This window comes from Ralstonia sp. 1138 (assembly GCF_040544795.1).
Lineage (GTDB): Bacteria > Pseudomonadota > Gammaproteobacteria > Burkholderiales > Burkholderiaceae > Ralstonia > Ralstonia flatus.
On record NZ_JBEPKQ010000007.1, the window covers coordinates 20,221 to 41,319 of the forward strand.

The window sequence follows — 21,099 nt, forward strand, 5'->3', positions numbered from 1 at the left end:
CCCGAAAAACCACAAATCCGCTGAGATGGCCTCAGCCGAGTGCGTGCTTGATCAACAAGCGTTTGATAAATGGCGTCATGCCCACCATGCGCATCCCCGCGTTGCGTACCGTGCGGGGCAGCGCGCCCGGCAGGGCGAACAGTTTGTGCAGACCGTCCGTGGCGGCCGTGAGCGAAAGCAGATCTTCGCGGCGCGCACGTTCGTAACGGCGCAGCAACCTCAGATCGCCATGATCGCGCATGGTTTCACGTTCCGCCATCACGCGACCGATTTCGGACACATCCCGCAGCCCGAGGTTCATGCCCTGCCCGGCCAGCGGATGGATCACATGGGCCGCATCGCCCACCAGCGCCACGCGCGGCGCGACCGCCCGGCTGGCGTGTTGCAGCACGAGTGGAAAACCCTGCGCAGGCGTGATGTTCGACAGGCGCCCGAAACGTGCGGCGATGGCGCCACCCGCCGCAGCTTCCACCGCGCGGCACAACGCCTCGGGCGACAGCGCGAGCAATTCGCGGGCGTGGTCCTCGCTGGCAGACCACACCATCGACACGCGCCGATCGGGCAGCGGCAGCATCGCGAGAATCTCGCCGCGTACCGGGGCGGCGTCATCCGTGGCGGCGGCCTGCTCGGCGGAGGCACCGAGGAACCATTGCCACGCGGTGTCCTGATGCCAGTGTTCGGCCTGGAAGTTGGCGACCACGCCAAGCTGGCGATACGGCTTCGCTTCGGCCTGGATGCCAGCTTGCTCGCGCACCCACGAATGCTTGCCGTCGGCGCCGATCACGCATTCCGCGCGGATCGTCTGCCCGTCCGCCAGCGTCAGGCGCACGGCGTCGGCTTCCATTTCGAAACCGGTGGCGGCGTGCGGGAAGGTCTGCACCGTGTGGGCAAAGCGCAGCGCCGTTTCCAGCGCGCGTTCGACCAGCAACGATTCGGCAATCCACGCCAGCTGCGGCGTGCCGGCGGCGTAGGCGGAAAAGTGCAGGTCGGGGTGGGCGTGCTCGCCGCGTGCAGCGGCGTCATCGCCGAAGATGCGCATGTCGTGCACCGGCTGCACGCGCGTCATGTCGAGCGCCGGCCAAATCCGTAACTGGTCCAGCAGCGCCTGGGAGCTGGACGAGAACGCGTAGACACGCGCGTCCCAGGCGTCCGGCCCGGCGGGTGCCGCGGCTGGCGCGGGCGGTGCGATATGCGCGATGCGCAAGCCGATCTGCGCCAGCCGCAGCGCACAGGCACGCCCAACGATGCCGCCGCCCACCACGGCCAAGTGGTACGGCGCAGCCTCCCGGGAAGCCGCCTTGGAAGAGGAAAACGCGGGTGTATTCATGGTGGGCCGATTATAGCGGCGGGGGGTGTTGCGGCCTTGCGGGCGCGCAAAAGTGTCGCGCGGGATACAGGACGCCGCTGTCTCCGGGCTCGGTGTTTACGCCTACCAGCTTCGAAGAGGCAAACCCATCACTTCAGATTGATGCTGCGTGCGACCCATATCGGGGACGCATATGTGCGATGTGCGCCGCATATGTGCCAAACAGGCCTCCTGCCTGCAAACCCTTGATGTGACGCCATTTCCACCTCATTGCAGGCGCTCAAGTCATCCGCCGGGATGGACGACAAAAGCCGGGTAATTCGACGTTTTGAAGGGCGTACCCGGCCGATACAGTGCGGGTCCGATCCACGCATTTCTCATCGCCATGTGGACTTTTTCCGAACGCTCCGCCGTGTTGCTGACGCTGGCCGCGCTGCTGGCGCTGGCCGGCTGTGCGCAGATGCCCGCCCAGACCCCCGCCCCCGTGGCCCGCACCGCGCCCACGGGCGAAGTCATGACCTTCGCCATCCCGCCCGACGCGCTGGGCGCGCATGACCCGCAACTGACCGCCGTGCTGACCAAGGCGGGCGCGCTCGCCGCTGCGCAAAAACGGCCGGCGACGATCCAGGTGGCCGCGCTGGCCCAGGATTTCCGCTATCTGAATCAGGCCCTGTGGAACGGCGTGCCGGCCCAGCGCGCCAGCTACGTGCGCCTGGAAAACCTGACCGTCAGCGCCAGCCAGCCCTACAGCGTGACGATCCGCACGCAGGACTAAGAGGAACGTCATGCGTATGACCCATCTGCTCTTCCCGCTCACCGTCGGCCTGCTGAGCGTCCCGGCCGCCTCGGCTTTTGCCGCCCCGCCCGATGCACTGATGCCGGCGACGGCCGCGGCGCCCGACCGCGTCTATCCGCCCTTGCCCTCGCTGGCGATGCTGCCGCCGGGCGGCGGTAGCGGCGAAATCGAACCCCAGCCCGCGGCACACACGCGCGGCGGCAAGCGCAAGGTTGTGACCACGCAGTGGCGCAAGGCAACCGAGCCCGTGCCGCGCATGGTGGTGTCGGAGGCCTCGCACACGTATCTGGCCGGCATCGAGCGTCAGCTTGAAGTGGCCCTGCAGAAGTAATCCACGATTGCCGCCGGAGCTGCCATGCCCCTCGCCCGCCTTCTTTGCTTGAACTGGCGCCGCCTTGCCGCAGCACTCTTGCTGGCGACCTCGAGCGTGGCAGCGCACGCGGCGTCAAGCGATTGCTTCGAACAGGCCGGCACCTATCAGGGCGTCAACCCAACGGTGCTGCGCGCGATCGTGTGGTTTGAATCGAAGGGCGACCCGGGCGCCATCCACCGCAACGCCGATGGCTCGGTCGACATTGGCCAGGCGCAGATCAACTCGATTCACTTCGGCACGCTGGCGCGCTACGGCGTACCGCGCCATGCGCTGACCGACGCCTGCGTCAACGTGTTCGTGGCCGCCTGGCTGCTCAAGCAAAAAATGGTTCGCCATGGAAACACGTGGCGGGCCATCGGCGCGTATCACTCCGAGACGCCCGTCCACCGCGACGCCTATGCGCGGAGCATCCAGCGGGTGCTGATGTCATGGGGGGAATTGCGGGCCGACCGCTGAATCGGGTCCGGCCCCGGAACCGGGCTGCCGCTCAGTAGTACGAGACGGCGGCGTAGGCCTGACGTGCGCCGATGGCGCGGCGCTCGCCGCTGACCAGGCGCATCAGTTCATCCTGACGCGGGCAGACCAGCGCACGCACGCGGGCGTCGTTGGCCAGGATGCGCATCATCAGGTCGCGCTTGCGCTGCACCTCTTCCTGGGACAAGGCCGGGCGCAGACCGTGGCCGAGGCGCTCCATGTGGGCGGCGCATTCGCGCTCGAGCAAGCTCACTTCGTCCCAGTCGCCGCGTTCTGCAGCATCCACCATGTCTTCGGACAGGCTCGCGATGGCCTCGTAGCACGCGAACAAGCCGGCGCTGTCGGAAACCGTATGGATCGGGCGGGCGGCGGTGGCGACGGTCCAGGACATGCTGTGCTCCAGAGTCAAACGTTGTTGTTTGCAGCAAGCCAGTGCAATAGGCATGCCCGGCCGGCGCCAAGCCGTCCCCCAGCCGCTCGGAAATGCCGCCAAAGCCTTTACTGGCGTGGGTTCGCAGGATACGGAGAGCGTCCGGCGGCGGGCGTCGCCGGCCTGAAAAACAGCCGCTCGGGGCGAAGTTGTTACGTTTCTGGAACGTAACGCGTAACGGGGCCGTAACGCCTTCACACCGCGAGCCGCTGAGCGCCTTGCCCGACCCAATGCGCTTTCATTCCGGGGCGAGAACGCACCCGGAGCGGTTACAATCACGCCTTTCCGTGAACGACGCGCACAGCCCGGATTCCACTGTGCTGCCGCCTCCTCCCGCGTCACGCAACCCCTTGATTCAGAGCCTTTTTCACCATGAGCCTCCAATGCGGCATCGTCGGTCTGCCGAACGTCGGTAAGTCGACCCTGTTCAATGCCCTGACCAAAGCCGGCATCGCCGCCGAGAACTACCCGTTCTGCACGATCGAGCCCAACGTCGGCGTGGTGGAAGTGCCGGACGCTCGCCTGCAGGCGCTGGCCGACATCGTCAAGCCCGAGCGCGTGTTGCCGGCGGTGGTCGAGTTCGTCGACATTGCGGGCCTGGTGGCGGGCGCCTCCAAGGGTGAAGGCCTGGGCAACCAGTTCCTCGCCAACATCCGCGAGACGGATGCCATCACGCACGTGGTGCGCTGTTTCGAAGATGAAAACGTGATCCACGTTGCCGGCAAGGTCGACCCGATCGCCGACATCGAAGTCATCAACACCGAACTCGCCCTCGCTGACCTGGGTACGGTGGAAAAGGCGCTGCAGCGCTACACCAAGGCCGCCAAGTCGGGCAACGACAAGGAAGCCGCCAAGCTGGTCGCCGTGCTGGAAAAAGCACAGAAGGTGCTGGACGAAGCCAAGCCCGTGCGTGGCCTGAACCTGACCGAGGACGAGTGGGCGACGCTCAAGCCGCTGTGCCTGATCACCGCCAAGCCGACCATGTACGTGGCCAACGTGCGCGAAGACGGTTTCGAGAACAACCCGCATCTGGACGCCGTGCGCAACTACGCTGCGCAGACGAATTCGCCGGTGGTGGCCGTGTGCGCCGCCATCGAAGCCGAAATCGCCGATCTGGATGACGCCGACAAGGCCGAATTCCTGGCCGACATCGGCATGGAAGAGCCGGGCCTGAACCGCGTGATCCGCGCGGCCTTTAAGCTGCTCGGCCTGCAAACCTACTTCACCGCCGGCGTGAAGGAAGTGCGCGCCTGGACGATCCACATCGGCGACACGGCCCCGCGCGCCGCAGCGGCCATCCACACCGACTTCGAACGCGGCTTCATCCGCGCCCAGACCATTTCGTACGAGGATTTCATCCAGTACAAGGGCGAACAAGGTGCCAAGGAAGCCGGCAAGATGCGCGCAGAAGGCAAGGAATACATCGTCAAGGACGGCGATGTGCTGCACTTCCTGTTCAACGTCTGACCCGCACTGGGTCCCTAAAGCCCCGCCTCTCCTGCGGGGCTTTTTTCATGGCCGCGCGCCTGAAAATGTGGCCCCGCGGTTGTAAGGTTGAGGCGGCCCAGCATCACTTTTTTACACGCAGGCGAAATCGGCCAGGCGACTTTGATGCTCGCCAACCCGCGTCACTGCGCCATTTTCGCGTCTCTGGCACGCCGGTTGCGTGGCCCACGGCGGATACGCTGAACCCCGGCAGGCCCGACGCCCGGGGCAGCCCGCCGCTCCCGCCTGGCACGTTCAGCCGAGGCACTTGGGACGGCGCACTTGCCCAACGCCATGAGTTCGCAATCGCCCCCGCCCTTGTCTGCAGTTGACGACATCGACGCCTCGCCCGGCATCGGCAGCAACGCTGCCATCCAGTCGCGCGGCGTGTTGCTGTGCCTGTCCGAACCCGATCTGTGCGTCCAGCAGGTCAGCGAAAACCTGGAGACTGCGCTGGGGGTACCGCTGGCCGCCGCGCTGCAAGGGCCGGTCGACCGAGTGACCGGCAGCGCAGGCCGCGAGGTGCTGGAGCGCGCCCTGGCTACGCACAGCATCGACGGCCATCCGCTCTATATCGGCACGCTGCAGACGCCGCACGGGCACGCGCTCGACGCGGTGGTACACCGGCACAAGGGCACGCTCATCCTGGAGCTGGAACCCGCCGTGCATGCGGCTGACGGCGCGTTTGCGTCGATGTACCCGCTGGTGCGCACGTTCGTCGCCAGCCTGCAGGCGGTCAACACGGTCGATGCGCTGACGGACGTGGCCGCGCGCGAGGTTCGCCGCCTCACCGATTTTGGCCGCGTCACGATCTACCGGATCGATCGCGATGGCTCCTTGCAGGCGCTCGCCGAAGCGCGTGATGCCGCCTATGACACGTTGGCCGGCACGCACCTGCGTGGCGCCGGCATGACGCCGGAATTGCGCAGTCTGTATAGCCACAACCCGTTGCGTCTGGTGGCGGACGTCGACGATACGCCCGTGGGTCTGGTACCGCCGCTGCATCCGTCCACCGGACGGGCGACCGATCTGGCCTACGCAGCCCTGCGCGCCGCGTCCGAAGCACAGCGCGAAACCATGCGCGGCATGGGTGCGCGGGCTTCCCTCACGCTGGCGCTGACCGTGCGCGGCGATCTCTGGGGATTGATCGTCTGTCACCATGCCACGCCGTGTTCGCTGTCGTTCGAAGTGCGCACGGCGTGCGAACACCTGGCGCAGATTCTGGCGCTGCAGATCGAGGCGAAGGAAGACCGCGCGGAGATCGCGCACCGGCTGGAACTGCGACGCATCCTCGTGCGCTTGCTGGCGGCGATGGCCGACCGGGACCACTTCCACGAGGGCCTGCTGGAGCATCCCGCCGATCTGCTGGGCTTTGCCTCCGCCAGCGGCGCGGCCATCGTGCGCCAGGGCGAGTGTGTGCGCATCGGCGCGGCGCCTGACGAGGCGAGCATCCTGCGGCTGACCGAATGGCTGGCCAAGGAACGCCCCGGCGAGGTGTTCCACACCGACCGGCTGGCCAGCACCTATCCGGACGGCGCCGCGCTGCTGCCGCAGGCCAGCGGCGTGCTGGCCGTGCAGGTGTCGCAGCTGCATCGTCACTACGTGCTGTGGTTCCGCCCCGAAACCCCGCGCACCGTGCGCTGGGCGGGTGACGCGCCGGACGCAGACGTCGACCACGACAGCCGGCACATGCTGGGCCGCACGCGCCACTGGCAAGAACACATCGCGCAGACTTCGCGCCCGTGGCGCTCGAGCGAAGTGGAAACCGCTGCGGAGTTCCGCTATGCCGTCCTGAACATTGTGCTGCGCCGCGCCGAAGAAGCCGCGGAGCTGACAAGCGAACTGCGCCGCGCCAACCACGAACTCGAAGCGTTTTCGTATTCCGTATCGCACGACTTGCGCGCGCCGCTGCGCCATATCGCCGGCTATGCCGAACTGCTCGACGAGATGGAGGGTCAGCACGTCTCGGAGCGTGGGCGGCACTTTCTGCAAACGATCTCGGAGTCGTCGCGCTTTGCGGGCAAGCTGGTCGACGATCTGCTCACCTTCTCGCAGATGGGCCGCGGCGCGCTGCATCTGACCGATGTCGACCTCGCCCAGCTCGTACGCGGCGTGGTGCGCGACCTCACGGTGGACCAGGGCCGCCGCCACATCGAATGGAACATCGCCGCGTTGCCGGTGGTGCGGGCCGACCCGGCGTTCCTGCAACTGGCGATGCGCAACCTGCTTTCCAACGCCGTGAAATACACGCGTGACCGTGATCCGGCGCGCATCCATATCGACGCCGAACAGACCGACACCGAAACCATCGTGCGCATTGCCGACAACGGCGTGGGCTTCTCGATGGAGTACGTGGCCAAGCTGTTCGGTGTGTTCCAGCGGCTGCATCGCATGGACGAGTTCGAGGGCACCGGCATCGGCCTGGCCAATGTGCGGCGCATCATCGATCGCCATGGCGGCCGCACCTGGGCCGAGGGCGAGCCTGATCGCGGCGCGACGTTCTACTTTGCGCTGCCGCGCTCGCCCGACCCGCTGGCGGCATCCGGAGCCGGCCTCCGCTCGCCCGCGACCCGCGATGCCTGATCGTTCTTTCCCACGCTCATTGTCACCATGCTCAAACCCATCCTGCTCGTTGAAGACAACCCGAACGACCTCGAGCTGACCCTGCTGGCGCTGGAGCGCAGCCAGCTTGCCAACGACGTGGTCGTCACCCGGGACGGCGCCGAGGCACTGGATTACCTGCACGCGCGCAACCTGTACGCGCAGCGCGTGCCGGGCAACCCCGCCGTGGTGCTGCTCGACCTGAAGCTGCCAAAGATCGACGGGCTGGAAGTGCTGGCCGAGATCCGCGCAACGCCCGCGCTCAAGAGCCTGCCGGTGGTCATGCTCACTTCGTCGCGCGAAGAAACCGACCTGCTGCGCAGCTATGAGCTGGGCGTCAACGCCTACGTGGTCAAGCCGGTGGAGTTCCGCGCGTTTGTCGATGCGATTGCCGACCTGGGCGTATTCTGGGCGGTGCTCAACGAACCACCGCCCGGTTCCACGCGGGCACGCCGCACGTTGCTGCCGGCAAGCTAGCCGCCCATCCGGAGCATCCGCCCCCATGCCCAATCTGCAATTGCTGCTGGTCGAAGACAATCCGCTCGACGCGGAACTCACCCGCGCGCGGCTCGAAACCGCCAACCTGCAGGCCGACACCACGCTGGTCGACAACGAGACCGATTTCATCGCGCAACTCAGCGCGCGCACCTTCGACGCCATCCTGGCCGACTACATGCTCCCGCAGTTCACGGGGGCGGAGGCGCTCGACATTGCGCGCCGCATGGCGCCGCAAACGCCGTTCATCTTCGTATCGGGTGCGCTGGGCGAGGAGCACGCGGTCGACATGCTCAAGCGTGGCGCCACCGATTACGTCATCAAGCAGCGCCTGCAGCGCCTGCCCGTGGTGCTGCTGCGGGCGCTGGCCGAAGCGGCCGAACGCCGTCAGCGCATCGCCGCCGAAGCCGCGCTGCGCGAAGCGGAAACGCATTTCCGCCTGCTGATCAACGCGCTCAAGGAGCACGCCGTGCTCTCGCTCGACCCGCAGGGCATCGTGCGCACGTGGAACGCGGCGTCGCGCAGCATTCTCGGGTATGCGCGTGAAGACATCCTCGGCAAATCGGCGGAGATTCTGTATCCGCAGGCGGCGCGCGAGGCGGGCGAATTCCAGCGTAAGCTCGAACGCGTGCGCCGCGAGGGCAGCCTCACCGACGACCGCTGGATGCTGCGCAAGGACGGCACGCCGTTCTACGCATCGAGCGTGGTCACGGCCATCCACAACGAGACGGGGCAACTGGTCGGCTTCTCGAAGATCATCCGCGACTCCACCGAAGAGCGCATCGCGGCCGACGCCCTGCGCCGCGCGAAGGAAGAAGCCGAGACCGCCAACCACGCCAAGGACCACTTCCTGGCGGTGCTCTCGCACGAGTTGCGCACGCCGCTCACACCCATCCTGACCGCCGTGCATCTGCTGGAAATGCGCCAGGACCTGCCGGCGTATGTGGTGGCGCAGCTTGAAGTCGTGCGCCGCAACGCCGAGCTGGAAGCGCGCCTGATCGACGACCTGCTCGACATCACGGGCATTGCGCGCGGCAAGCTGGCGGTGAGCTTTGCGCTGGTCGACCTGTATCCGCTGCTGGAAAGCACGCTGGAGATGTCGCGCAACGACATGCAGGCCAAGCGGCTGTCGCTCAAGACGCGCTTCGAGGCGGGCCGCAGCCGGCTGTATGCCGACGGGGCGCGCATCCAGCAAGTGATCTGGAACCTTGTGCGCAACGCGGTCAAGTTCACGCCCGAAGGCGGCGCCATCGAGGTGCGGGTCTGGAACCCGTCGCCCTCTGCCGTTGCCGTGTCCGTGAAGGACAACGGCATCGGCATCGAACCCGAAGCGCTGCCGCGCATCTTCTCGGCGTTCGAACAGGCCGATGCATCGATCACGCAGCGTTTCGGCGGGCTCGGCCTGGGCCTGGCGATTGCCTATGCGCTGGTGCAGAAGCATGAAGGTTCATTGATTGCCGAGAGCGCCGGCCGCCACGAGGGCGCCACGTTCACGCTCACCCTGCCGCTGGCAACCGAGATGGCGCAACCTGAGACACCACCCTCCCCGCCCATGCCGCGCAAGCAGCCGACGCGCGGCCTCCATGTGCTGCTGGTAGAAGACAACGCCGATACGGCCGAAGCCATGTCGCAGATGCTGGAGATTCTTGGCCACAGCGTCACCGTTGCCAATGGCGCGCGCACGGCCATGCAAGCCGCGGAGTCTGGCGCGTTCGATCTGCTGATCAGCGATATTGGTCTGCCGGACGGCAGCGGCCTGGACGTGGTGCGCGTATTCGCCGAGAGGCAGGCTGCCCCGTCGATCGCAATCACCGGCTACGGTATGGAAGACGATATCGCGCGGTGCCGTGACGCGGGCTTTACGGATCACCTGACCAAACCGGTGGATTTCAAGCGGCTGGAGACGCTCCTGGCGGGCTATCTGGCCGCACGCGATGCGCGAATCGCCGGCGTGGACGCAAGCTGAGCCGCGCCAGAATGCCGCAGTGGCAGTTGCCCTAGCGGCGCACCAAGCCCCATGCCGCAGGCAGCAGCATGGCGCCCACCACGGCGGCCGTCCACGCCATGATCTGCCCATCCGCATACAGGTGAGCGAATTGGCCGCTGTAGTAACCGATCAACGCGCCAATCCCGCCCGTCACCAGCGCAGGCAGCCAACCCAAGCGTTTGCCTGCGGGATGCAGCCAACGCGCCGCCACGCCCACCGCCAGCCCGATCCACAGCGGCCCGATCCACCCCATGCCTGTTCTCCGTCTTGCCCTTGAGCGATTCAACTGGACGCGTACCTTAGCGCAGGACGGGGCAGAAGGCCACGGAGAAGGCCGCATGGACGCACTGCCTGTTACGTGACGAATAATCGACATTCGTCCACACATATCACCAGATTTGACCTGCCTCCTGCTCATCCGGGGGCCGGGCGTTATAATCCAGAGTGCTCAAAATTCGTGCCGTTCCTTAACCGGCCGCCCCACATGCAGTTGCTGACGCTCGGAATCAACCACCACACTGCGCCGCTTTCCCTGCGCGAGAAGGTGGCGTTTCCGCTCGAGCAGCTCAAGCCCGCACTGGGCACGCTGCGCCAGCATCTGCCGCACCTCCGAAGCACGGCGGAAGCCGCCATTCTGTCCACCTGCAATCGCACCGAAATCTACTGCGCGACCGACGGCAACCTGCCCGAGCAGACCGCGCACGAGCATGCGATTCGCTGGCTGGCGCAGCACCACAACATCGACGCCGGCGAGCTCGCGCCCCATGTGTATTCGCTCGGTCAGTCGCTGGCGGTACGTCACGCGTTTCGCGTGGCCAGCGGGCTCGACTCGATGGTGCTGGGCGAGACGCAGATCCTCGGCCAGATGAAAGACGCCGTGCGCACCGCCACCGAAGCGGGCGCCCTGGGCACGTACCTGAATCAGCTGTTCCAGCGCACCTTTGCCGTGGCCAAGGAAGTGCGCGGCACGACGGAGATCGGCGCACATTCCGTGTCGATGGCCGCCGCCGCCGTGCGCCTGGCGCAACGCATCTTCGAATCGATTGCAGATCAGCGCGTCCTGTTCATCGGCGCCGGCGAGATGATCGAGCTGTGCGCCACGCACTTCGCCGCGCAGACGCCGCGCGAGGTGGTGATCGCCAACCGCACGCTGGAACGCGGCGAAAAGCTCGCCGAATCGCTATCGAACCAGGGCCTGAATGCCCGCGCCGTGCGCCTGGCTGAACTGCCGACCAAGCTTGCCGAGTTCGACATCGTCGTCTCGTGCACCGCCAGCACGCTGCCCATCATCGGCCTGGGCGCCGTGGAGCGCGCCATCAAGCAGCGCCGCCACCGCCCGATGTTCATGGTCGACCTGGCTGTGCCGCGCGACATCGAACCTGAAGTCGCACGCCTGTCCGACGTGTTCCTCTACACCGTGGACGACCTGGGCGCCATCGTGCGCGAAGGCAACGCGCTGCGGCAGGCTGCCGTGGCACAGGCCGAGGCCATCATCGAAACGCGCGTGCTGAACTTCATGCACTGGCTCGATGCGCGCAGCGTGGTGCCGATCATCCGCGATCTGCACGCGCAGGCTGAAACGCTGCGCCAGGGTGAACTGGAACGCGCCCAACGCATGCTCGCGCGTGGCGACGATCCGGCGCTGGTGCTCGAAGCGCTGTCGCAGGCGCTGACCAAGAAATTCCTCCACGGCCCGACGCATGCGCTCAACCACGCGCAGGGCGAAGGCCGCGAACAACTCATCGACCTGCTGCCGGCGCTGTTCCGCCAGTCCAGCCACTCCGAGCGCTAGCGGCCGGCGCATCGCACGCGCGCCGCATGTTTGCACGACGGGCGCGCACCTTCTGGCGCGGTATCATGCGCCGCCTTCGCTTCCAGCGTTTCCCTCCGCGACTGCCCGAATGAAGCCCAGCATGCTGTCCAAGCTCGACCAACTGGCCGAGCGCATCGTCGAAATCAACGCGCTGCTTGCGCGTGAAGACGCCACCGCCAACCTCGACCAATACCGCAAGCTCACGCGCGAACACGCCGAGCTGGAGCCCGTGGTCGCGCAATTTGCCGCGTGGAAGCAGGCCGAGGAAGACATCGCCACCGCGCAGGAGCTGGCGGCCGATCCGGACATGAAGGCGTTTGCGGAGGAGGAACTCCGCGCGGCGCGTGAGCGGATGGAATCCCTCGAAGGCGATCTGCAACGCCTGCTGCTGCCCAAAGACCCGAACGACCATCGCAACATCTTCGTGGAAATCCGTGCCGGCACAGGCGGCGACGAGTCCGCGCTCTTTGCCGGAGACCTCCTGCGCATGTACACGCGTTACGCCGAACGGCAGCGCTGGCAGGTGGAGATCGTCAGCGAATCGCTGTCGGACCTGGGCGGCTACAAGGAAGTGATTGCGCGGCTGGTAGGCGAAGGTGCGTACTCGCGCCTGAAGTTCGAATCGGGCGGCCACCGCGTGCAGCGCGTGCCCGCCACCGAGGCGCAGGGACGCATCCACACGTCGGCCTGCACCGTGGCGATCATGCCCGAGGCCGACGCACTGGCCGACATCCAGATCAATCCGGCCGATCTGCGCATCGATACGTTCCGCGCGTCGGGGGCGGGCGGCCAGCACATCAACAAGACGGACTCGGCCGTGCGCATCACGCACTTGCCGACCGGCCTGGTGGTGGAGTGCCAGGACGACCGCAGCCAGCACCGCAACAAGGACCGCGCCATGCAAGTCCTGGCCGCGCGCCTGAAGGATCGCCAGGAGCGCGAGGCGCAAGCCAAGGAGGCCAGCGCGCGCAAGAGCCTGATCGGCTCGGGCGACCGCTCCGACCGCATCCGCACGTACAACTTCCCGCAAGGCCGCGTGACCGATCACCGCATCAACCTGACGCTCTACAAGATCGACGCGATCATGGACGGCGACCTCGATGAACTCGTCGGTGCGTTGGCCGCTGAGCACCAAGCCGAACAGCTTGCGGCGCTCGGCGAAGACGCCTGAGCGCCCAATCGTTAAAAAGCGCCCTCTCCGTAACATTCACTTGCGTTTGATACAGCTTTGCGCGATGGCGGGCCGGCCTTGCGTTCCTATAATCGAACTCGATCACGCCGAGTGCATCGCCGGTCGCATCCGGCGCACTCACCAACAAGCGCGGCAACATCACGATTAGGAGAATCGCAATGCGTACCCAACTGCTGGCCATTACCGTCGCTACCACCCTCGCACTGGGCCTGGCCGCCTGCGGCAAGAAAGACGACGCCACCGACCAGGCCGCCAAGAGCGCGATGGAACAATCGAAGGACGCCGCCAAGCAGGCGCTCGACAACGCCGGCACCGCCGTGACGAAGGCTGCGGACGCCGCCAAGGTGGAACTGTCGCAAGCGGCTTCGGACGCGCAGGTCTCCGCTTCGGGCGCGCTGGCGCAGGCCAAGGAGGCCGCCAAGACCGCGGCCGACAAGACGGCCGACGCAGCCAAGGTGGCAGCAGACAAGACCGCTGACGCCACCAAGGAAGCGGCCAACAAGGTCAAGGACGCGACCAAGCAGTAAGCGCCGCTCCACCCTCCGACCCGCTCGCGGGCCCGCGCCACATCGGCCGGGCCCGTGTTATTTTGTGCGCCCGATCTTCGCTGCTGGTCTGTTGCCGTGTCGTCTTCCCCCGTCATTCCGCCCGAAACCCTTGCTCGCGTGGCCGATGCGCTGACAGCGCTGGCCCGTGCCGGCCTGCCCGCACTGGAAGCACGCATGCTGGTCTCGCACGTGACGGGCCTGTCGCGCGTACAACTCATCACGCAAGACACCTGCGCCATCGACGTGGCCGCGCGCGCGCGCATCAGCGAACTTGCTGCGCGCCGCCTGGCCGGCGAGCCCATGGCGTATCTGCTGGGCGAACGTGAATTCTTCGGGCGCGCCTTCAAGGTGACGCCCGCCGTGCTGATCCCGCGCCCCGATACCGAATTGCTGGTCGAACAAGCGCTGGACCGCCTGGAAGAACGCGATGCGCCAGCGGTGCTGGACATGGGCACCGGCAGCGGCATCATCGCCATCACGATCGCGCTGGCGCGGCGCGACGCGCGCGTATGGGCCACCGATGCCTCCGCCGATGCACTGGGCGTGGCGATCGACAACGCCAAGGCGCTCGGCGCGACCAACGTCCGGACTGCGCTGGGCGACTGGTATGGCGCGCTGGCCGATGCCGATGCGCCCCCCGCTTTCGATCTCATCGCCAGCAACCCGCCTTACATTGCCGCCACCGACGCGCACCTCGACCAGGGCGACCTGCGTTTCGAACCCGCCAGCGCCCTCACCGACCACGATGACGGCCTGCGCCACCTGCGCAGCATCGTCTCCGGGGCGCCTGCGTGGCTGGCCGCCGGCGGCTGGCTGCTGCTCGAACACGGCTACGACCAGGGCGAACCCGTGCGTGCGCTGCTGGGGGGCGCCGGCTTCGCCAACGTCTTCACCGCCCAAGACCTGGCCGGCCACGACCGCTGCAGCGGCGGGCAGTGGCCGGATCAAAACGCCGGTGCGCGTTCCTCGCTAAAATAGACGGGTTTTCCAATGTGGATGGCAGCTGAGAAGCCGCTGCCGCCCCCTCACCCAATCGAGTCTCCCCATGAGCACCACGCACGAAAAGATCGACCAGATCGTCAAAGGCCACCCCGTCGTCCTCTTCATGAAGGGCACCGCACAATTCCCGATGTGCGGTTTTTCGGGCCGCGCCATCCAGATCCTGAAGGCCTGCGGCGTGGACCGTCCGCACACCGTCAACGTGCTGGAAGACGACGAAATCCGCCAGGGCATCAAGGACTACGCCAACTGGCCGACCATCCCTCAGCTCTATATCAAGGGCGAGTTCATCGGCGGCTCGGACATCATGATGGAGATGTACCAGAGCGGCGAACTGCAGCCGCTGCTGGCTGCCTGAGCTGCGTTCTCGTTTCAGCGTGACCCAGACCCCGAACGCCACCGCTCAAACACCCGCCGTGCGCCGCATCATCGTGGCGATCACGGGGGCGTCGGGGGCAATTTACGGGGTGCGGCTGCTGCAGGTTCTGCAGGGCCTGCGTGAATCAGCGGGCGTGGAATCGCACCTGCTGATGTCGCCCGCAGGACTGATGAACGTGCAGCACGAGCTGCACATGGCGCGCGAAGAAGTGGAAGCGCTGGCGCACGTCGTGCATAACGTCCGCGATATCGGCGCCACCATCGCGAGCGGTTCCTTTGCTGCCGAAGCGATGGTGGTGGCGCCCTGCTCGATGAAGACGCTGGCGGCCGTCGCGCACGGCCTGTCGGACAACCTCATCGCCCGCGCGGCCGACGTCACGCTCAAGGAGCGCCGCCGCCTCATCCTGATGGTGCGCGAAACGCCGTTGAATCTGGCGCATCTGCGCAACATGACGGCGGTCACGGAGATGGGCGGAATCGTGTTCCCCCCCGTGCCGGGCTTTTACCAGCGCCCCAAGACGATCGACGACCTGGTCGACCACACCGTGGGGCGCGTATTGGACCTGCTGGGCCTGCCGCAGACATTGGCGCCCGGCTGGCCGGGCTTGCGTGCAGCGGACTAAGCGCCGATCAGCCGCCCGCCGATCAGCGGCGGTGGTAATTGAAGTACACCGACGGTCCACCCCAATAGCCACCGTAGTAGGCCGGATAAGCCGGTGCCGCATAGACCGGCGCAGGCGCCACAGCCACCGGTGCCGGATACACGGCACAACCCCCAAGCGTCGCGGCCAACAAGGCCAGAGCCACGATTTTCATGATTAGCGTCCTTCGGCCCCGTGAGTGAGGCCACGTGGACGTTATAAGCCCGCCCGGGCGACGCCGGCGTCATGCGGGTGTAAGCCGTGTAACTGAAAACTACGGACGTGTGTTCGTAAGTTCACTGCTTAGGCGCCGGTCTGCCTGCAGAGGGCTTGGCCGTCGCGGCGGGCGCCGAGGGCGTCACACCTGATGCAGAAGCCAGTGGTGCATTCGGATCGACTTCGGCACGCATTTGGTCCATGACGGCCCCCGCGCGCGGCGCCCAGAGGAATTCCACCGTGCCATTCTGCGGCTCTTCCGGAATCGCATACATCGTGATGACCGTCTGATGGGCCGCCCAGCGCGCGCGCAGCGAATCGACCGTCTTGCCAGACTTCAGCTTGAGCGGCGCCTTGCCCTCCTGCGCGGGCTTGCCGTAGCGGTCGGACAGGGCCTGGAAGACGCGCTGCTCGGTCTCCACGCCGCGCGTGGGCACGAACATGCCGGCGATGTTGCCGTCCTGGTCGATCAGCACCACGGCCTGCGGGCCATCCATCAGCTCCGGGCGCGATGCCTGCGGTATCCCGAGCGATCGGGTGCGGCCATGCGATTCCAGCGCGTCAGAGCAATATTCGGCGACGTCCTTGCCGCCATTCGCGCGTACGTCTTCGCATGACGGCAGCTTGCGCAGCGGCTTGCCGAGCGGAAAGGCATCGAGCAGCACCGCCACGTCGCCAGTGTCGCGCACCGCCTTGGCGGGTGCTGCAGTCTTGGGGGCCGCCTTGGTTGCGGGTGCGGCAAACGCCACGGGCGCGAGCAACGAGGTCGAGATGGCAAGCGCAGCAGTTGCAGTGGCGCGTCGCGTCCAGCAGGTCATGCGAACTCCATTGAGAAAAGAGCCGAAAGTGTGCCACGCGGGAATCCCGGCGCACGGGAAAGCGGGTCTGACTGCCGGCAGGCGGCCTGCGTTCCCGTCAACCGAATGGCTGAGCCGCTCGAAACCGCCTGGTTACACGCCATTTGACGCGGATACTGGCCCGATGCAGGCCGGAAACATTATCAAAATGTTGCCGGTTTTGATCTCGTAAAGGTCCGGCGGGTAAAATCTCGGCGGCACAGACGAATGACCGGCAGGACCGAAGCGTCACGTTCCTCGGCCCGCCGCATAGACGCGATCTCATTTTGAACATTCCCTCCGCTGTTTCCTCCCGCACGCCGGGGGCCGCTCGTGCGGCACGCACCCGTTCGGTAGCCGGCTATGCGCGACTGGCCGTCGGCCTGTTGGCGTTGGCTTCGGCGCATGCCGCGCTGGCCTTTGGCTTCAACGATGTGGCCGCGCGCGCCAAGCAACTGGCCGCAAAGCCGTATCAGGCGCCGGCCGACACCCTGCCGCGCGAATTGCGCGAGCTGCGCTACGACCAGTACCGCGAAATCCGCTTCAAGTCCGACCAGGCGTACTGGCGCCGCGACAAGCTGCCGTTCGAACTCGGCTTCTTCCACGAGGGTTCGTACTACGACCAGCCCGTGAAGATCAACGAGGTGTCGCCCGCCGGTGTGCGCGAAATCCGTTTCGATCCGCGCCTGTTCGACTACGGCCCGGTCAAGCTCGACCCGAAGCAGTTGCAGAAGCTCGGCTTTGCCGGTTTCCGCGTGCACTATCCGATGAACACGCCCAAGTACAAGGACGAGGTCATCGTGTTCCTGGGCGCGTCCTACTTCCGCGGCATCGGCAAGGGGCAGGTCTACGGCCTCTCCGCGCGCGGGCTGGCCATCGACACCGCGCTCAATTCGGGCGAGGAATTCCCCCGCTTCACCGACTTCTGGATCGAACGCCCCGCCGCCAACGCCAAGGACTTGACGATCTACGCGCTGCTCAATTCGCGCCGCGCGACGGGCGCCTACCGCTTCGTCATCAAGCCGGGCAGCGATACGGCAGTCGAAGTCAAGGCGCAGCTGTACATGCGCGAGAACGTGAGCAAGCTGGCCATCGCGCCGCTTACCAGCATGTTCTTCTTTGGCGAGAACCAGCCGGCGCCTGCGCTGGATTTCCGCCCCGAGGTGCACGACTCCGACGGCCTGTCGGTGCTGTCCGGCACGGGCGAATGGATCTGGCGTCCGCTGACGAACCCCAAGCGCCTGCTGGTCAGCTCGTTCGGGACGACCAACCCGGGCGGCTTCGGCCTGATGCAGCGTGACCGCGCGTTCTCCAGCTACCAGGAAATCGGCGACCGCTATGAACTGCGCCCGAGCGCGTGGGTCGAGCCCGTCGGCAAATGGGGCGCGGGCCGCGTGGAGCTTGTGCAGATTCCGACGCCCGACGAGACCAACGACAACGTGGTGGCCTACTGGGTGCCCGAGAACCCGCCCAAGCCGCAGCAGCCGTTCAATCTGGAATACCGCCTGCTGTGGCAGAAGGACGCCGACAAGAAGCCGGCGCTGGCGTGGGTCGCGCAGACGCGCCGCTCGCACGGCTGGACGACCAAGCGCCCCGACGAGCGCAAGCCCGACGATACGATCGCCTTTGTGGTGGACTTTGAAGGACCGGCGCTGGCCAAGCTCGCGCCGAACGCTCCGGTTGAGCCGGTGTTCTCGGCAGATGCCAACGGCAAGATCGAATCGATCTTCGGCCAACCCAACACCGCGACCGGCGGCTGGCGCGTGACCGTGCGCCTCAAGCGGGTCGACGACGACAAACCCGTTGAACTGCGTGGCTACCTGCGCAGCGGCGGCACCGGACTCTCCGAGACGTGGAGCTACCTGTTACCTCCGGGCTGAACGTGACGACAGCCCAGACTGCCGGTGCTGCCGGCACAGCCCCCTCCACCAGCCCTGCCACAGCGCAGTCTGTGGCCGACCATTACCTTGAGGCGCTGCCGCTGGCTGCCGACGCGCGGGCTGCGCTGCTGCGCAACGCGGGCATCGCAGCCGGTGACGACGATGCAGCGGCGCTTGCCAAGCTGCATCGCGCGCTGGCCCGGGTCGATCAGGCCCAGACGACTTCGCTCGACGCCGACGCACCGGCCTACGCCTCCGTAGGCTCGCGCCTGGATGCCGCCTATGGCGCCACGCGCGCCGATGCAGCATCGACCGAGCCCTCCGCCCAACCTGCGCCACCCGTTGAGCACGACAGCCAGGGCCGCATCCACCTGGATACCGGCCCCACCCCGGCGCGCCGTTCGATGGTGCCGTGGCCGTGGGTGCTCGGCCCGATCTGGCGCGCGCGCAAGGCCATCGACCGCTGGATGCACGGCGGCAAGAAGCCGGTGCCGTATGAAGCGCCCGACTCGCCGGACCCGAAAGGCATCTGGCGCTTCGTCGGCGCACGCCGCCGCCTGACGCTGCTGGCGCTGATGATCGCGCAGACCGTCGCCGCCACGTGGGCGATGAGCACGGTGTTGCCATATCACGGTGCCGACTGGCTCGAAGCCATCATCATCGTGCTGTTTGCGGTGCTGTTCTGCTGGGTCTCGGCGGGCTTCTGGACGGCCATTACGGGCTTCCTGCTGCTGGCCTTCCACGGCGACCGCTTCGTCATCTCGCGCCGCGCCACGCCGGACGCCACGATTCCCGACGATGCCCGCACGGCCATCGTCATGCCGATCTGCAATGAAGATGTGCAGCGCGTCTTCGCGGGGCTGCGCGCGACGTACGAATCGCTGCAGCGCACAGGGCATCTGGAGCACTTCGACTTCTTCGTGCTGTCGGACTCCGGCGATCCGGACATCCGCACGGCAGAAGCCGACGCCTGGCTGCACATCTGCCGCGCGCTCGACGGTTTCGGTCGCATCTTCTATCGCTGGCGCCGCCACCGCGTGAAGCGCAAGAGCGGCAACATCGACGATTTCTGCCGGCGCTGGGGCGGCCGGTACCGCTACATGATCGTGCTCGACGCCGACAGCGTGATGAGCGGCGATTGCCTGACGCGCCTCGTGCAGCTGATGGAAGGTGCGCCCAGCGCGGGCATCATCCAGACCGCCCCGCGCGCCGCCGGCCGCGATACGCTGTATGCGCGTATCCAGCAGTTCGCCACGCGTGTGTACGGGCCGTTGTTCACCGCCGGCCTGCACTACTGGCAGCTCGGCGAATCGCACTACTGGGGCCACAACGCCATCATCCGGCTGGACCCGTTCATCAAGCACTGCGCACTGGCGCCGATTCCGGGCAGGGGCTCGCTCTCCGGCGAGATCATGTCGCACGACTTTGTCGAAGCCGCGCTGATGCGCCGCGCCGGCTGGGCCGTGTGGATCGCCTACGACCTCGACGGCAGCTACGAAGAGATGCCGCCCAACCTGCTCGACGAGTTGGGCCGCGACCGCCGCTGGTGCCACGGCAACCTGATGAACTTCCGCCTGTTCGGCGCGCCGGGCTTCCACCGTGTGCACCGCGCGGTGTTCATCACCGGGGTGATGGCGTATCTGTCGGCGCCGCTGTGGTTCCTGTTCCTGCTCCTGTCGACGGCCCTGCTGGCCAAGCACACGCTGATCGCGCCGGAATACTTCACGCAGCCGCGCCAGCTCTTCCCGATCTGGCCGGAGTGGCATCCGGAAAAGGCCGCCGCGCTGTTTTCCGCCACGGCCACCGTGCTGTTCCTGCCGAAGATCCTCAGCGTGCTTGTTCTTTGGGCACAGGGGCCGAAGCGCTTTGGCGGGGCGATCCACCTGGCGTTGTCGATGGCGATCGAGGCGGCGTTCTCGGTGCTGGCCGCGCCGGTGCGCATGCTCTTCCACACGCGCTTTGTGACGGCCGCGTTTCTCGGCTGGAAGGTGCACTGGAAATCGCCCCCGCGCGAAGACGCACAGACGCATTGGGGCGACGCGGTACGCCGCCACGGCCTGCACACCGTCATCGGCGTCGTCTGGGCTGCAATCGTGTATTGGCTGAACCCGAGCTTCCTGTGGTGGCTGTCGCCGGTCGTGGGTGCGCTGATCGTGTCGATCCCGCTGTCGGTGTTCTCCAGCCGCGTGAGCTTGGGTCGCCGCATGCGGCGGCTGCGCCTGTTCATGATCCCCGAGGAAGTGCGCCCGCCGCGCGAGCTGCGTGCCACACGCAAGCACCTGCGCAATGCTCCGCCCATGCCGGACTTCCGCCAAGCCGTGGTCGATCCCGTCACCAACGCGCTGATGTGCGCCATTGGTACGGCGCGCTTTCCGCAGGACAAGCGCCTCGTGGCAGTGCGCGAAGCCCATGTGCGTCATGCGCTGGAAGTCGGCCCCGACAAACTCACCGGCAAGCAGAAGCTGGTGTTGCTGTCGGATCCGTTCTCGCTGTCGGCGTTGCACCTCGCGGTGTGGTCGTCACCGGAACAGCGTGCGGCCTGGGCGGCTGCAGAAAGCTGAACAACGCAGCCCCACGTGAAATACCGCGCCCCACCCGCATCTTGCCGGTGGGGCGTTTTACTTCCCGTTACATCCGTAGGATTTACGT

The 21,099-nt window shown here is 66.7% G+C and carries 20 protein-coding genes; 15 read left to right on the forward strand and 5 right to left on the reverse strand.

Going from position 1 to position 21,099, the window contains the following annotated elements:
• Positions 1–31: 31 nt before the first annotated feature.
• Complete coding sequence (locus ABIC76_RS23645; protein WP_354535438.1) at positions 32–1,327, reverse strand: UbiH/UbiF family hydroxylase; 1,296 nt, start codon at positions 1,325–1,327, stop codon at positions 32–34.
• Between the two features lie 364 nt (positions 1,328–1,691).
• Between ABIC76_RS23645 and ABIC76_RS23650 the strand changes: the two genes are divergently transcribed.
• From ABIC76_RS23650 to ABIC76_RS23660, 3 genes are read left to right on the forward strand one after another with little or no spacing between them, the layout of a single operon-like run.
• Positions 1,692–2,081, forward strand: a complete 390-nt coding sequence (locus ABIC76_RS23650) for a hypothetical protein (protein ID WP_354535439.1) — start codon at positions 1,692–1,694, stop codon at positions 2,079–2,081.
• 10 nt (positions 2,082–2,091) lie between these two features.
• A complete protein-coding gene (locus tag ABIC76_RS23655) occupies positions 2,092–2,433 on the forward strand; it encodes a hypothetical protein (protein WP_027680185.1) in 342 nt (113 codons plus the stop codon).
• Positions 2,434–2,457: 24 nt separating this feature from the next.
• Complete coding sequence (locus ABIC76_RS23660) at positions 2,458–2,931, forward strand: lytic transglycosylase domain-containing protein (protein ID WP_354535440.1); 474 nt, start codon at positions 2,458–2,460, stop codon at positions 2,929–2,931.
• Between the two features lie 31 nt (positions 2,932–2,962).
• On the opposite strand, the gene ABIC76_RS23665 is transcribed toward ABIC76_RS23660, so the two are convergent.
• Positions 2,963–3,340 carry a flagellar protein FliT gene (locus ABIC76_RS23665; RefSeq protein ID WP_027680187.1) on the reverse strand — a complete coding sequence of 126 codons (378 nt, stop codon included), beginning with the start codon at positions 3,338–3,340 and terminating at the stop codon, positions 2,963–2,965.
• Positions 3,341–3,751: 411 nt separating this feature from the next.
• Here ABIC76_RS23665 and ychF point away from each other — a divergent pair, with 411 nt between their 5' ends.
• The 4 genes from ychF to ABIC76_RS23685 all read left to right on the forward strand — a co-directional run bounded on the left by ychF (position 3,752) and on the right by ABIC76_RS23685 (position 9,926).
• On the forward strand, positions 3,752–4,846 hold the full coding sequence (ychF, locus tag ABIC76_RS23670) for a redox-regulated ATPase YchF (RefSeq protein WP_027680188.1): 1,095 nt from the start codon (positions 3,752–3,754) through the stop codon (positions 4,844–4,846).
• A gap of 312 nt (positions 4,847–5,158) precedes the next feature.
• On the forward strand, positions 5,159–7,447 hold the full coding sequence (locus tag ABIC76_RS23675) for an ATP-binding protein (RefSeq protein ID WP_354535441.1): 2,289 nt from the start codon (positions 5,159–5,161) through the stop codon (positions 7,445–7,447).
• A 27-nt stretch (positions 7,448–7,474) separates the two neighbouring features.
• Positions 7,475–7,942, forward strand: coding sequence for a response regulator (locus ABIC76_RS23680; protein WP_354535442.1), 468 nt, complete (start codon positions 7,475–7,477; stop codon positions 7,940–7,942).
• Between the two features lie 25 nt (positions 7,943–7,967).
• Entirely contained in the window at positions 7,968–9,926 is a 1,959-nt protein-coding gene (locus ABIC76_RS23685) for a hybrid sensor histidine kinase/response regulator (RefSeq protein ID WP_354535443.1), read from the forward strand.
• Between the two features lie 31 nt (positions 9,927–9,957).
• Here ABIC76_RS23685 and ABIC76_RS23690 read toward each other — a convergent pair whose 3' ends face one another.
• On the reverse strand, positions 9,958–10,200 hold the full coding sequence (locus ABIC76_RS23690) for a GlsB/YeaQ/YmgE family stress response membrane protein (protein ID WP_354535444.1): 243 nt from the start codon (positions 10,198–10,200) through the stop codon (positions 9,958–9,960).
• Between the two features lie 231 nt (positions 10,201–10,431).
• On the opposite strand from ABIC76_RS23690, the gene hemA reads away from it, so the two are divergent.
• From hemA to ABIC76_RS23720, 6 genes are all read left to right on the forward strand, one after another.
• Positions 10,432–11,739 (forward strand): glutamyl-tRNA reductase, encoded by a 1,308-nt coding sequence (hemA, locus tag ABIC76_RS23695; protein ID WP_004634699.1) that lies wholly within the window; start codon positions 10,432–10,434, stop codon positions 11,737–11,739.
• 109 nt (positions 11,740–11,848) lie between these two features.
• Complete coding sequence (gene prfA, locus ABIC76_RS23700) at positions 11,849–12,931, forward strand: peptide chain release factor 1 (protein WP_354535445.1); 1,083 nt, start codon at positions 11,849–11,851, stop codon at positions 12,929–12,931.
• 179 nt (positions 12,932–13,110) lie between these two features.
• A complete protein-coding gene (locus ABIC76_RS23705; protein ID WP_009241979.1) occupies positions 13,111–13,479 on the forward strand; it encodes a hypothetical protein in 369 nt (122 codons plus the stop codon).
• 96 nt (positions 13,480–13,575) lie between these two features.
• Complete coding sequence (gene prmC / locus ABIC76_RS23710) at positions 13,576–14,478, forward strand: peptide chain release factor N(5)-glutamine methyltransferase (RefSeq protein ID WP_102067482.1); 903 nt, start codon at positions 13,576–13,578, stop codon at positions 14,476–14,478.
• Positions 14,479–14,545: 67 nt separating this feature from the next.
• Positions 14,546–14,857: a Grx4 family monothiol glutaredoxin gene (gene grxD / locus ABIC76_RS23715; RefSeq protein ID WP_009241977.1), complete on the forward strand. Its 312-nt coding sequence runs from the start codon at positions 14,546–14,548 to the stop codon at positions 14,855–14,857.
• A 19-nt stretch (positions 14,858–14,876) separates the two neighbouring features.
• The gene (locus ABIC76_RS23720; protein WP_354535446.1) at positions 14,877–15,500 is read left to right on the forward strand and encodes a UbiX family flavin prenyltransferase; all 624 of its coding nucleotides are present in this window, start codon (positions 14,877–14,879) and stop codon (positions 15,498–15,500) included.
• A gap of 22 nt (positions 15,501–15,522) precedes the next feature.
• Here the strand turns inward: ABIC76_RS23720 and ABIC76_RS23725 are convergent, their stop codons facing one another.
• Positions 15,523–15,693 (reverse strand): hypothetical protein, encoded by a 171-nt coding sequence (locus tag ABIC76_RS23725; protein ID WP_180815289.1) that lies wholly within the window; start codon positions 15,691–15,693, stop codon positions 15,523–15,525.
• Positions 15,694–15,814: 121 nt separating this feature from the next.
• On the reverse strand, positions 15,815–16,552 hold the full coding sequence (locus ABIC76_RS23730; RefSeq protein ID WP_354535447.1) for a hypothetical protein: 738 nt from the start codon (positions 16,550–16,552) through the stop codon (positions 15,815–15,817).
• 311 nt (positions 16,553–16,863) lie between these two features.
• Here ABIC76_RS23730 and ABIC76_RS23735 point away from each other — a divergent pair, with 311 nt between their 5' ends.
• Positions 16,864–18,450, forward strand: a complete 1,587-nt coding sequence (locus ABIC76_RS23735) for a glucan biosynthesis protein G (RefSeq protein ID WP_102067511.1) — start codon at positions 16,864–16,866, stop codon at positions 18,448–18,450.
• Positions 18,423–21,011 (forward strand): glucans biosynthesis glucosyltransferase MdoH, encoded by a 2,589-nt coding sequence (gene mdoH / locus ABIC76_RS23740; RefSeq protein WP_354535448.1) that lies wholly within the window; start codon positions 18,423–18,425, stop codon positions 21,009–21,011. The genes ABIC76_RS23735 and mdoH overlap by 28 nt, the downstream gene beginning before the upstream one ends.
• The last annotated feature ends 88 nt before the right edge of the window (positions 21,012–21,099 follow it).

What these genes read in the sequence shown, in the direction of transcription:
- ABIC76_RS23675 (WP_354535441.1), top strand. Translation starts at nt 5,159, where the DNA reads ATGAGTTCGCAATCGCCCCCGCCCTTGTCTGCAGTTGACGACATCGAC.
- ABIC76_RS23665 (WP_027680187.1), bottom strand. Translation starts at nt 3,340, where the DNA reads ATGTCCTGGACCGTCGCCACCGCCGCCCGCCCGATCCATACGGTTTCC.
- ABIC76_RS23685 (WP_354535443.1), top strand. Translation starts at nt 7,968, where the DNA reads ATGCCCAATCTGCAATTGCTGCTGGTCGAAGACAATCCGCTCGACGCG.
- prfA (WP_354535445.1), top strand. Translation starts at nt 11,849, where the DNA reads ATGAAGCCCAGCATGCTGTCCAAGCTCGACCAACTGGCCGAGCGCATC.
- ABIC76_RS23690 (WP_354535444.1), bottom strand. Translation starts at nt 10,200, where the DNA reads ATGGGGTGGATCGGGCCGCTGTGGATCGGGCTGGCGGTGGGCGTGGCG.
- ABIC76_RS23645 (WP_354535438.1), bottom strand. Translation starts at nt 1,327, where the DNA reads ATGAATACACCCGCGTTTTCCTCTTCCAAGGCGGCTTCCCGGGAGGCT.
- ABIC76_RS23730 (WP_354535447.1), bottom strand. Translation starts at nt 16,552, where the DNA reads ATGACCTGCTGGACGCGACGCGCCACTGCAACTGCTGCGCTTGCCATC.
- ychF (WP_027680188.1), top strand. Translation starts at nt 3,752, where the DNA reads ATGAGCCTCCAATGCGGCATCGTCGGTCTGCCGAACGTCGGTAAGTCG.
- ABIC76_RS23655 (WP_027680185.1), top strand. Translation starts at nt 2,092, where the DNA reads ATGCGTATGACCCATCTGCTCTTCCCGCTCACCGTCGGCCTGCTGAGC.
- hemA (WP_004634699.1), top strand. Translation starts at nt 10,432, where the DNA reads ATGCAGTTGCTGACGCTCGGAATCAACCACCACACTGCGCCGCTTTCC.
- ABIC76_RS23680 (WP_354535442.1), top strand. Translation starts at nt 7,475, where the DNA reads ATGCTCAAACCCATCCTGCTCGTTGAAGACAACCCGAACGACCTCGAG.
- ABIC76_RS23725 (WP_180815289.1), bottom strand. Translation starts at nt 15,693, where the DNA reads ATGAAAATCGTGGCTCTGGCCTTGTTGGCCGCGACGCTTGGGGGTTGT.
- ABIC76_RS23660 (WP_354535440.1), top strand. Translation starts at nt 2,458, where the DNA reads ATGCCCCTCGCCCGCCTTCTTTGCTTGAACTGGCGCCGCCTTGCCGCA.
- grxD (WP_009241977.1), top strand. Translation starts at nt 14,546, where the DNA reads ATGAGCACCACGCACGAAAAGATCGACCAGATCGTCAAAGGCCACCCC.
- ABIC76_RS23705 (WP_009241979.1), top strand. Translation starts at nt 13,111, where the DNA reads ATGCGTACCCAACTGCTGGCCATTACCGTCGCTACCACCCTCGCACTG.
- ABIC76_RS23650 (WP_354535439.1), top strand. Translation starts at nt 1,692, where the DNA reads ATGTGGACTTTTTCCGAACGCTCCGCCGTGTTGCTGACGCTGGCCGCG.